Below are 11,830 nucleotides of genomic sequence, written 5' to 3' on the forward strand. Positions count from 1 at the left end.
AGGCGGCTGTGCTCTGGCACAATCGCGACGAGTTTGCCGCGTTCGTCTGGCCGGGGACGATGAACCCAAGCGATATCAACATTGCGATCGAGGATGCCAGGCAGGCTGACGTCGCCGACCTGATCGCCGAAGCCAATGCCTTTCTGCGCACCCTCACCCTGCCCAAAGCAATGCCCCCGTCGACGCCAACGCCCTCTCGGCGCCCGGCGTCGTGTTCTTTGCCGCCCGTCGAGAGGGAAAGCTGCTCGGCTCGATCGCCTTGCGGCCAGCTGGCCCGCGACATGGCGAGATCAAGCGGCTGTTCGTACGCGAAGCGGCCCGCGGCTTCGGCCTTGGGCGCAAGCTGCTGACGACATTGGAAGACGAGGCCCGCCGTCGCGGTCTCGACTGCCTCAGTCTCGAAACCGGCATCCGACAGCCGGAGGCGATCCGGCTCTATCGCAGCTCCGGTTATCAGGACTGCGGACCGTTCGGGGCTTACCGACTCGATCCGCTCAGTCTGTTCATGACGAAACGGCTGCGACTTGAAGGGGCGACCGAGGCACTCCGATGACTACCGAATGGCACCAGCCTACCGAAGCGCGAGAAGCCCATGCCCCTTGTCTCCGCAGGCCTTCTGAACTAGGCCTTGACCATCAGACCAGCTGACAAGGCTGGCCACGGATCGAGGGGAGGCGATCCGCACGCGCAGCACATGCCGTGCCTCATTCCCTTCGGCCTTTCTTTCCGAGTTCTGCCTTCGAGTTCACGCGCGACGGACCCATGCCCATGACCGACCTTCCTGTCCTCATCGCCGGCGGCGGCATCGGCGGCCTGGCGACCGCGCTCACCCTGCAGCAGATCGGCGTGCCATGCGTGGTCTATGAGGGCGTGCGCGAGATGCGGCCGCTCGGAGTCGGCATCAATCTGCAGCCGAATGCGGTGCGCGAGTTGTACGACCTCGGCATCGGGCCTGATGACCTCGACCAGGTCGGCGTGCCCGCGAAGGAATGGGCGCTGGTCGGGCTCAACGGCAACGACATCTATTCCGAGCCCCGCGGCCTGCTCGCCGGCTACAACTGGCCGCAATACGCCGTGCATCGCGGCAAGCTGCATATGCTGCTGTACAGCCGGCTGGTCGAGCGCGCCGGCGCTGCGACGGTGCGGCTCGGCAGTCGCGTCGCGAGTTATGAAAAGAATGCTGATGGGACCGTGACGGCCCGCATCGAGCACGCCGACGGCTCGCGCTCCGAGCAGCGCGGGCGGCTGCTGATCGGCGCCGACGGCATCCATTCGGCGGTCCGCGCGCAGATGCATCCCACCCAGCCGCCGATCCATTGGGGCGGCGCGGTGATGTGGCGCGGCGTCACCTGGGCGAAGCCGATGCGCACCGGCTCGTCCTTCGTCGGCCTCGGCACCCATCGCCATCGCGTCGTGGTCTATCCGATTTCACATCCCGATCCGAAGACGGGGCTCGCGCTGATCAACTGGATCGCGGAAGTGACGATGGACAACACCGAGGGCTGGAAGCAGACCGGCTGGTTCCGGCAGGTGCCGGTCAGCGAATTCGCGCAGCATTTCGCCGGCTGGACCTATGACTGGCTCGATGTCCCTGCACTGATCGCCGGCGCCGACGGCGCCTATGAGAACCCGATGATCGACCGCGATCCGGTCTCCACCTGGGTCGACGGCCCGGTGGCGCTGATGGGCGACGCGGCGCATGCGATGTATCCGACCGGCAGCAACGGCGCGAGCCAGGCCATCGTCGACGCCCGCGTGCTCGGCACCATGCTGCTGGCCCACGGCGTGACGCCGGCGGCGCTCGCTGCCTATGACGAGAGACTGTGCGGCCCGATCTCGCAGGTGATCCTGCGCAACCGCGGCGCCGGCCCATTTGGCCTGCTCAATCTCGTCGACGAGCGCTGCGGCGGCAAGTTCACGAACATCGATGAGATAGTGCCGCCGGCCGAGCGCGAGGCGTTCATGGCCAACTACAAGAAGGCGGCCGGGTTTGCGATCGAGCAGCTGAATACGGCGCAGCGGACGATTGCGGAGGGGGCAAAGGTCGAGAGCCTGGCGGCGATCTGAGACCTGGCGTGTGCGACGCGATCTGAACCGGTGCATGCGAGCAGTCGCCGAAACAGCCGCCCAGCGGAGACCGCCATGCTCCGACGATTAGGCCGGCTATTGCTGGCCGCCACCGTCCTGACGCTGTCGGGTCAGTCCAGCCTCGCTGCCCACTGCAGCAACACGTCGGCAACCTCGCAACTCGTCGGCCCGATGATCATGGCCGGTTTCTTCGGGACCAAGCCGTCGGATCAGGGATTCCAGCAGCTGCTCGCCGATCTTGAGGAGGGCCTCATCGGCGGTGTCGTCATCCTCGGGCGCAATGTCGGCACGTCGGATGATCTCACCGCGATGATCGAGCGGATCCGGTCCTGCAAATGCGCGGCTCCTCCGTTCATCGCCATCGACGACGAAGGCGGCACCGTCGAGCGGCTCGGACAGAACATCGGCCTGGCCGAAACACCATCGGCTGCAGAGGTCGCTCGGGGCTCCATCACGGCGGCGCGCAGCACCTACGCCGCACTCGCCGGGAAGCTCGCGACGCTGCACATCAACATCAACCTCGCGCCGGTGGTCGATCTCAACACCAACCCGTCGAACCCGATCATCGGGCAACGGCAGCGCAGCTATGGCAGCGATTCCGACACCGTGGTGCGCTATGCGGCGGCGTTCATCGAGGCGCACCGCAAGCAGGGCATCCTGACGGTGCTCAAGCATTTTCCCGGTCATGGATCGTCCACCGCCGACAGCCATGCCGGCATCGCCGACGTCACCAAGACATGGTCATCAGCGGAGCTGAAGCCGTACAGGCGCCTGATCCGGCAAGGACTCGCCGGCGCTATCATGGTCGGCCATCTCGCGCATTCCAGGCAATGGGGTGGCGTCGCCACCCAGAGCGGCGGACATGCGATCGATCGCCTGCTGCGCCGCGAGGTCGGCTATGACGGCGTGGTCATGACGGACGATCTCGCGATGAAGGCTATCCTCGACGCCAAGCCGCCGGCCGCGGCCGCCGTCGATGCGGTCAAGGCGGGCGCTGACATCATCATGTTCACCAAGTTCAGCGACGAGGATCAGACCTCCGATGTCGGCCGCGAGACCAACGGCGCGCTGACGGCGGCGGTGTGCTCGGGTGAGATCAAGGGCGGAAGGGTGCAACGCTCGTTGGCGCGCATCCGGCAGTGGACGTCGGGTTGGAAGCGGCCGTAGTCGAGCAGCGACGTGCGAGCGTTGCTGTGCGCTGACCGGCGTTCCCTGCTCCAGCGAGCGTGAGGCGATATCCTGGAGCGATCAGCGGGCATCTGCAAATCGGCCGGTGGTTATGGATCCCGGCGCTCGCCGGGATGACAGCGAAGTGTGTGCCCGGATCGCGCCCAACAAACGCTGTCGTCCCTGCGAACGCAGGGACCCATAACCACCGGCCGATTTGAGAGAATAAGGCTGGAGCTACCAGCCTGCCGCCTCACGTCATCCCGTGGTTATGGGTCCCTGCGTTCGCAGGGACGACAGTGGTGGGTTGGACGCGCAGCTCGGGCAGTCGTGTCATTGCGAGCGTAGCGACGCGTCCGCCGAAGCTCAAAGAGCGTAGGCTGAGGCAATCCAGAGTCGTGGGCGACTCTGGATTGCTTCGCTTACGCTCGCAATGACGGTCGATGGACTGCCCGTAGAGAGACTATCGCGGCCCGCGCTTACGCGTAGCGGCCGTGGCAGTGCTTGTACTTCTTGCCGGAGCCGCAGGGGCAGTCCTCGTTGCGGCCGACCTTGCCCCATGTATTCGGGTCGTTCGGGTTGCGCGCTTCGGCGGGGACCGGGGCGGCGCCGGAGGACGGCACCAGGGAGACGTTGGCGAAGGCCATCTCGTCCTCGCCGGTGGTGGGATCGGCGTGATGCGCCTGCATCGGCGGCAGCACCGGCTGCTGTTCTTCCGGCGGCACGATCTCGACGCGCATCAGCTGGGCGGTGACGGCCTCGCGCAGATGCGCGATCATCGCCTCGAACAGCGTGAAGGCTTCCGACTTGTACTCCTGCAGCGGATCGCGCTGGCCGTAGCCGCGCAGGCCGATGACCTGGCGCAGATGGTCGAGCATCACCAGGTGCTCGCGCCAGAGGTGATCGAGCGTCTGCAGCAGGATTGTCTTCTCGACGTAGCGCATCACGTCGGGGCCCCATTGCCCGACCTTGGCGGCCATGCGCTCGTCGGCCTGAGTCTCGATGCGCTTGAGCAGCTCCTCGTCGGCGATGCCCTCTTCCTTGGCCCAGTCCTCGACCGGCAGGTCGAGATCGAGCACACGCTTGAGCTCCTCGTTCAGCCCGGCGACGTCCCACTGCTCGGCATAGGCATGCTCGGGCACGTGCTTGGCGACGAGGTCGTCGATGAAGGCGTGGCGCATGTCGGTGATGGTCTCGACCACGCTCTCGTCCTGCATCAGCTCGACGCGCTGGTCGAAGATCACCTTGCGCTGGTCGTTCTGGACGTTGTCGAACTTCAGGAGGTTCTTGCGGATGTCGAAGTTGCGCGCCTCGACCTTCTGCTGTGCCTTCTCCAGCGCCTTGTTGATCCAGGGATGGATGATGGCCTCGCCTTCCTTCAGGCCGAGGCGGGTCAGCATGCTGTCGAGCCGGTCCGAGCCGAAGATGCGCATCAGGTCGTCTTCCAGCGACAGGAAGAACTTCGAACGGCCGGGATCGCCCTGACGGCCGGAGCGGCCGCGCAGCTGGTTGTCGATGCGGCGGGATTCGTGACGCTCGGAGCCGATGATGTAGAGGCCGCCCGGCTTGGTCACGGTCTTGGCGGGCTTCGAGCCCTTGGCCGGCTCGATCTCGACCGTTTCCTCGGCCTTCAGCACGATCTCGCGGAAGCGGGCGATGTCGGCCTTGATCTGCTCGATCTTGGCGGCCTTCTCGGCCTCATCAGTAATGCCAGCCGCCTCCTGCTGGATGCGCATCTCCAAGGAGCCGCCCAGCTTGATGTCGGTGCCGCGGCCGGCCATGTTGGTGGCGATCGTGATCGCGCCGGGGACGCCGGCCTCGGCCACGATGTAGGCCTCCTGCTCGTGAAAGCGCGCGTTCAGCACCGCGAACAGTTTAGCCGGCTTGCCGGCACGGGCCGCGGCATAGAGCTTGTCGAGCGCGCGCTCGCTGCCGAAATCGATCTGCTTGTAGCCGTGCTGCTTCAGATAGGCGGCCAGCACCTCGGACTTCTCGATCGACGCGGTGCCGACGAGCACCGGCTGCAGGCGCGAATTGGCGCGCTCGATCTCGGCGAGGATGGCGGCGTATTTCTCCTGCTGGGTGCGGTAGACCTCGTCGTCCTCGTCGAGACGCGCGACCGGAAGGTTGGTCGGGATCTCCAGCACTTCGAGCTTGTAGATGTCGAACAGCTCGTCCGCCTCGGTGGCGGCCGTGCCGGTCATGCCGGCGAGCTTGGAATACATGCGGAAGTAGTTCTGGAAGGTGATCGAGGCCAGCGTCTGGTTCTCGGGCTGCACCGGCTGGTGCTCCTTGGCCTCGAGCGCCTGGTGCAGGCCTTCCGAATAGCGCCGGCCCGGCATCATGCGGCCGGTGAACTCGTCGATGATCACGACCTCGCCGTCACGGACGATGTAGTCCTTGTCGCGGGTGAACAGCGTGTGGGCGCGCAACGCCTGGTTGATGTGATGCACGACGGAGACGTTCTCGACGTCGTACAGCGACTCGCCCTTGAGCTGGCCGGCATCGCGCAGCAGGGTCTCGATCTTCTCCATGCCGGCTTCGGTCAAGGTGACCGTGCGCTGCTTCTCGTCGACCTCGTAGTCGGACTTGTCGAGCTTCGGCACGAAGGTGTCGATGGTGTTGTAGAACTCGGAGCGGTCGTCGAGCGGGCCGGAGATGATCAGCGGCGTGCGGGCCTCGTCGATCAGGATCGAGTCGACCTCGTCGACGATGGCGAAGAAGTGCCCGCGCTGGACCATCTCCTCCAGCCGGTACTTCATGTTGTCGCGGAGATAGTCGAAGCCGTATTCGTTGTTGGTGCCGTAGGTGATGTCGCAGGCGTAGGCCGCCTTGCGCTCGGCATCGTCGAGGCCGTGGACGATCACGCCGGTGGTTAGGCCGAGGAAGCCGTAGATCTGGCTCATCCAGCCGGCGTCGCGGCGGGCGAGGTAATCATTCACCGTCACGACGTGGACGCCCTTGCCGGCGAGCGCGTTGAGGTAGACCGCGAGCGTCGCGACCAGCGTCTTGCCTTCGCCGGTCTTCATCTCGGCGATGTCGCCCTCGTGCAGCACCATGCCGCCGATCAGCTGGACATCGAAATGACGCTGGCCGAGGGTGCGCTTTGACGCTTCGCGGACGGTGGCGAAGGCCGGCACCAGCAGGTCGTCGAGCGTCTTGCCGTCGGCGAGCTGGGCCTTGAACTCCGCGGTGCGCGCCTTGAGCTGCTCGTCGGTCAGCTTGGCGAGCTCCGGCTCCAGCGCGTTGATCGCGTTGACACGCGACTGGTAGCCCTTGACGCGGCGGTCATTGGCGGAGCCGAAAAGCTTACGGGCGAGCGCGCCGATCATTGCTGAAATCCTGCCTCTATGGGTCTGCGTTGCAGCCGTAACTCATGGTTTGGGTTTGCTGTTCCCGGCGTGATGCACCGCAGCACCCGCGCCAGTCTCGAACGTCGGCGCCATCGGGCGGCCGTCAGATGAGTGGGGGACGAGCAAACCAGGGTTCAATGGCCAAAAACGCAGCAAAATAAGCGCTATCGCCCTTGAAGCGATCGGGCAGAGATATGGCTGGGGGGGAACGTTGTCAACGGCGCCCGACAGCGGGACATCCGCCCTTAACCTGTCGCCGATTTCACGAAATTGACAGACTTTTCGCGTTGCCAAGGCACCGCGATTGGGCGAGTGTCCCCGCCGCCCAGAGGTAACGCCCCTCGAGCCCCTCTTCAGAACAAGGATTTTCCATGACCACGTCGTTCCCGGTTACGAAAACCGGCCTGCGCTTCGGCCTTGCCACCGCTCTCGCCGGCAATCTCGCATTGTCCCTGCTGGTCGCCCCCGCGCGCGCCGCCGACGATGCCAACCCGGTGCTGGCCAAGGTGAACGGCGCCGAGATCCGCAAGAGCGACGTCGCGCTCGCCGAGGAGGAGCTCGGGCCGAGCCTCGCGCAGATGGACCCGGCGACGAAGGACGACAACGTGCTGTCGTTCCTGATCGACATGAAGCTCGTCTCCAAGGCGGCCGAGGACAAGAAGGTCGCCGACAGCGAGGACTTCAAGAAGCGCCTCACCTTCACCCGCAACCGCCTGTTGATGGACAGCCTGCTCGCCAGCGAGGGCAAGGCCGCGACCACGCCGGACGCGATGAAGAAGGTCTATGAGGAGGCCTCCAAGCAGATCGGCGGCGAGCAGGAGGTGCATGCGCGCCACATCCTGGTCGAGACCGAGGACGAGGCCAAGGCCGTCAAGGCCGAGCTCGCCAAGGGCGCCGATTTCGCCGAGCTCGCCAAGAAGAAGTCGAAGGATCCGGGCGCCTCGGATGGCGGCGACCTCGGCTTCTTCACCAAGGAGCAGATGGTGCCGGAATTCGCCAACGTCGCGTTCTCGATGGAGCCCGGCAAGATCTCCGACCCGGTGAAGACCCAGTTCGGCTGGCACATCATCAAGGTCGAAGAGAAGCGCAACCGCAAGCCGCCGGAATTCGACCAGGTCAAGAGCCAGATCGAGACCTACGTGACCCGCAAGGCCCAGGCCGACTACGTCAGCAAGCTGCGCGAGGCGGCGAAGATCGAGCGTCTCGACAAGCCTGCCGGCGACGCCGCCAAGCCGGCGGACGCGAAGCCGGCCGAGCCGGCGAAGAAGTAAGCGACTTCGCTCCGCTTAGTACGCACCTCGTCGACTCCTAAGGTATTCGTCAGAGAGCCGTCACCGCTGCGTCACAAAAGGTATCGTCCCGGCCTTGAGCCGGGACCCATACCGCGTGATGCCCGAAACGGGCACGCGGCCAGTCCCGAGGGTCACCATCAAATCCTGTGGTTATGGATCCCCGCTTTCGCGGGGATGACGACTGAGTGTGGGGGCGCCTCCCCTCCCACTACGTCCATGAGGATGATACAGAGCGCTTCCCGCAATCTTCCGCCGGAAGCACCTCGATGTCCTCAGCCGTCTCCCCGCTCGCCCCGACCGAAGTCCCTGACATGCCGGCGCTCGCCGGCGTCAGGCTTGCGACCGCCGCGGCCGGCATCCGCTACAAGAACCGCACCGACGTGCTGCTGGCGCTGCTCGATCCCGGCACCACCGTCGCCGGCGTGTTCACCAAGTCGAAATGCCCGTCAGCCCCGGTCGAATGGTGCCGCGCCAAGCTGAAGGGCGGCAAGGCGCGCGCGCTGGTGGTCAACTCCGGCAACGCCAATGCCTTCACCGGCAAGACCGGCAAGCAGTCGACGGCGCTGACGGCGTCGATCGCCGCCAAGGCGTTGGGCTGCAAACAGGACGAGATCTTCCTGGCCTCGACCGGCGTCATCGGCGAGCCGCTCGACGCCACCAAATTCGACGGCGTGCTCGAGGGCCTCGCCGGCACCGCCGAGGCCGGCGACTGGATGGGCGCCGCGCGCGCCATCATGACCACCGACACCTTCCCGAAGGTCGCGACGGCGACCGTCAAGCTCGGCAAGGCCAAGGTGACGATCAACGGCATGGCCAAGGGCGCCGGCATGATCGCGCCCGACATGGCGACGATGCTGTCCTTCATCTTCACCGACGCGCCGATCACGGCCCCTGCCCTGCAGGCGCTGCTCAAGGCCGGCGTCGAGGACACGTTTAACGCGGTGACGATCGACGGCGACACCTCGACCTCCGACACGCTGCTCGCCTTCGCCACCGGCGCCGCCGCGGCCAAGGGCGCGACCAAGATCAGCCGGATCAGCGATCCCAATGCCAAGGCCTTCGTAAAGGCGTTCAACGCCGTGCTGGCCGACCTCGCCGAGCAGGTGGCGCGCGACGGCGAAGGCGCCCGCAAGCTGGTCGAGATCATCGTCGAGGGCGCCAAGAGCAAGCCGTCGGCGCGCAAGATCGCGATGTCGATCGCCAACTCGCCGCTGGTGAAGACTGCGATCGCCGGCGAGGACGCCAATTGGGGCCGCGTCGTGATGGCCGTCGGCAAGGCCGGCGAGCCGGCCGATCGCGACAAGCTGTCGATCTCCTTCAACGGCATCCGCGTGGCGTCGAAGGGCGCCCGCGATCCGTCCTATGACGAGAAGGAGGTCTCCGAGGCCATGAAGGCTCAGACCATCCAGATCAAGGTCGCGCTCGGCCTCGGCAAGGGCCGCGACCGCGTGCTGACCTGCGACCTGACCAAGGAGTATGTCGCGATCAACGGCGACTACCGCTCCTGAGCCCAGCCTTCAGATCTTCTCGCTGCTGACATGGACGGTGACCTCGACACCCTTGGTCACCGGCCTGTTGAGCGCATTGGCACCCTGGCGCTCGTAGGCGAAATGGTCCTCACCGACGAAGCCGGGGGTCGACCGGTAGACGATCTTGTGTCCCTCGACCGCGACGGTGCCGTGGCTCGGCGACGACAGCACGCGGGCGCCGGACATCGGTCCGCGGGAGCCGATGAGAATGATGCTGCAGGACTTGCCGGTGCTGGCGAACATGTGACCTTGAACGGTCTGGTTCTCCAAGGTGCGGATCGTTGGCACCCGGCAATTGGCGGCTGAAGCTCCCGCCGAGAACGCCACAGTCAGAAGACACGCAAGTGCAGCAGCCTTGATCACGATCATCTCCGCTTGATGAAATCCGCCTGCGGATATCACCTCAGGTCGTCAGCACAATCAACCTATAGTTCAGATTGTGCCGCCATCCCGATCAACTCGCGATGCGTGCGTCGGCCACCGCCCGCTCGAACAGCTTCCTCAACGCGTCGGCGATGCCCTGGGTCGGTGACACCTCGAAATAGAAGCCGTCGGAGGCACAGGCCTGCATGTTCTGCGCGATCTCGCTGTTCGGCGACGGTCCGAACGGTCCCTTGTTGAAGGGATCGATCCAGCTCATGTACCAGCTGTTGGTCGGCAGCTGCAGATAGGTGGTGTAGAGCACCGCGATCTTGATGCCGCGGTTCTTCAGCGCGGTGCACAGCGCCGGATTGAGCGGCGACTGGCAACGGTTGCCGCTCGCCTTGGCCTTCAGGCAGGCGGCATTGCTTTCGTCGGCGACGCCGTCGGAGACGAAGAACAGATATTTCAGCGGCGAGCCCGTGGTGCCGTCGCCGGGCGTCGAAATCTCGTTGTTGATCGCCGGGAAGACGGTCGAGAACGGCGTGTCCTTGTCGGCCGTATAGGCGTCGTTGTTGCCGTAGACGCCCATCAGGTCGATATTTCCGGCGGCGCTCTTGGCGCTCGACAGATTGGCCGACAATGCGAACAGAGCGCGCAGGCCGATCGTCTTCGACGCCGCGCCGAAATCGTAGAGCGCCATGCGGAACTGGTTGGGATAGGTCTGCGTGGCCGCGGCCTTGTCCATCAACTGCTGGGTGGCGCTGCGCAGCACATCGATACGCGTGGTGACGCCGAGCTTCTTCGCAAGATTATAGTAGTTGTTCGAATCGTTGTAGTCGTGGCATGCGAACGCGCACTTGTCCGAAGTGTTGTTGACCATCTTGGTCACGTCGTCGGGGGTCGCCGCGACGCCCATGGAGGGCGAGTTGTCGAGCAGCAGGTAGAAATCGATGTATTTCGGCATCGAGGCCTTCGCCGTCGACGAGCCCTGCAGAGTCATGGTCTTGAAGCCGACGATGCTCATGAACATCGTGGGCACGGTGGCCGTGAACGACACCGTGGCCGTCACCACCGAGCCGGCCTTCTTCACATCGGGCGTGAGGCTGTTCAGCGTGTAGCCGGTCGTGCCGGACATGTTGCCGTTGAAGATCTTGCGCGCATCGTCGTTGCCGACGGCGATCGCGCCGTCGCCGCTCATCGATCCTGCCGCGATGAAGGCCGGCGATGTCCGCGACACCGCGCCGACCGAGGCCGCATCCACCGCGGCCTGCAGCTTGGCGCGCATCTGGTTGTTGCGGCTGTAGTCGACGCCGCAGCCGACGGCGGTGATCACGGGAACGCAGACGATGGCGAACGTCACCGCGACATTGCCGCTGACATCGCGACGCAAACGAGCGAGCAGGCTGGCGAGGAGGCTGGAGAGAATTCGCATGAAAGATGCCTAACGAACCATGAGGGAGTCACGGCGGACACCCGTGAAAATACGCGTCGGCCCGTTAAGGTCGGCTTATTTCAATCGTGGAAACGACGCTCGAAACGGCCTAGGTTAACAATCCCTCAACAGGCGCGGCCGGCTCTTCGAATTGAATGAGCGCGGCGCGCGCCGAAGACCGACCGGATCATGCCTGACTTGAAACTCACCCTCGTCGTCGCCTGCGCCCTCGTCGACACCGACAACCGCGTGCTGCTGGCGCAGCGGCCGCCCGGCAAGACGCTCGCCGGCCTGTGGGAATTTCCCGGCGGCAAGCTCGAGCCCGGGGAGCGCCCGGAGGCGAGCCTGATCCGCGAGCTCGACGAGGAGCTCGGCATCACCGTGCGCGAGGCCTGCCTTGCGCCACTGACCTTTGCGAGCCACGCCTATGAGACGTTTCATCTGCTGATGCCACTGTACATCTGCCGGCGCTGGGAAGGCATGGTCACTGCGCGGGAAGGACAGCAATTGGCCTGGGTGCGGCCGAACAAGCTGCGCGACTATCCGATGCCGCCGGCCGACATCCCGCTGTTGCCGCATCTGATTGATTTGTTGATGTAGCCCGAG

At 65.2% G+C, this 11,830-nt stretch carries 8 protein-coding genes and 1 pseudogene; 6 read left to right on the forward strand and 3 right to left on the reverse strand.

Annotated features, from left to right (window positions below; genetic code table 11):
• Positions 1-59 precede the first annotated feature (59 nt).
• The 3 genes and pseudogenes from NLR35_RS18210 (at position 60) to NLR35_RS18220 (ending at position 3,255) form a co-directional block, all read left to right on the forward strand.
• Positions 60-553: pseudogene (locus tag NLR35_RS18210) on the forward strand (GNAT family N-acetyltransferase).
• Positions 554-768: 215 nt separating this feature from the next.
• Positions 769-2,067: a flavin-dependent oxidoreductase gene (locus tag NLR35_RS18215; protein ID WP_257167897.1), complete on the forward strand. Its 1,299-nt coding sequence runs from the start codon at positions 769-771 to the stop codon at positions 2,065-2,067.
• Between the two features lie 75 nt (positions 2,068-2,142).
• A complete protein-coding gene (locus NLR35_RS18220) occupies positions 2,143-3,255 on the forward strand; it encodes a glycoside hydrolase family 3 N-terminal domain-containing protein (protein WP_257167898.1) in 1,113 nt (370 codons plus the stop codon).
• Positions 3,256-3,734: 479 nt separating this feature from the next.
• Here NLR35_RS18220 and secA read toward each other — a convergent pair whose 3' ends face one another.
• Positions 3,735-6,587: a preprotein translocase subunit SecA gene (gene secA / locus NLR35_RS18225; protein ID WP_257167899.1), complete on the reverse strand. Its 2,853-nt coding sequence runs from the start codon at positions 6,585-6,587 to the stop codon at positions 3,735-3,737.
• A 392-nt stretch (positions 6,588-6,979) separates the two neighbouring features.
• Here secA and NLR35_RS18230 point away from each other — a divergent pair, with 392 nt between their 5' ends.
• Both NLR35_RS18230 and argJ read left to right on the forward strand, forming a co-directional pair.
• Positions 6,980-7,879, forward strand: coding sequence for a peptidylprolyl isomerase (locus NLR35_RS18230; RefSeq protein WP_257167900.1), 900 nt, complete (start codon positions 6,980-6,982; stop codon positions 7,877-7,879).
• A gap of 287 nt (positions 7,880-8,166) precedes the next feature.
• Complete coding sequence (gene argJ / locus NLR35_RS18235; protein ID WP_257167901.1) at positions 8,167-9,408, forward strand: bifunctional glutamate N-acetyltransferase/amino-acid acetyltransferase ArgJ; 1,242 nt, start codon at positions 8,167-8,169, stop codon at positions 9,406-9,408.
• A gap of 9 nt (positions 9,409-9,417) precedes the next feature.
• On the opposite strand, the gene NLR35_RS18240 is transcribed toward argJ, so the two are convergent.
• Positions 9,418-9,792, reverse strand: coding sequence for an Ig-like domain-containing protein (locus NLR35_RS18240; RefSeq protein ID WP_257167902.1), 375 nt, complete (start codon positions 9,790-9,792; stop codon positions 9,418-9,420).
• 91 nt (positions 9,793-9,883) lie between these two features.
• Entirely contained in the window at positions 9,884-11,224 is a 1,341-nt protein-coding gene (locus NLR35_RS18245) for a TadE/TadG family type IV pilus assembly protein (RefSeq protein WP_257167903.1), read from the reverse strand.
• Between the two features lie 189 nt (positions 11,225-11,413).
• On the opposite strand from NLR35_RS18245, the gene NLR35_RS18250 reads away from it, so the two are divergent.
• On the forward strand, positions 11,414-11,824 hold the full coding sequence (locus NLR35_RS18250; protein WP_009026393.1) for a (deoxy)nucleoside triphosphate pyrophosphohydrolase: 411 nt from the start codon (positions 11,414-11,416) through the stop codon (positions 11,822-11,824).
• Positions 11,825-11,830 lie beyond the last annotated feature (6 nt).

It is taken from the genome of Bradyrhizobium sp. SRS-191 (assembly GCF_024586915.1).
Taxonomy (GTDB): domain Bacteria; phylum Pseudomonadota; class Alphaproteobacteria; order Rhizobiales; family Xanthobacteraceae; genus Bradyrhizobium.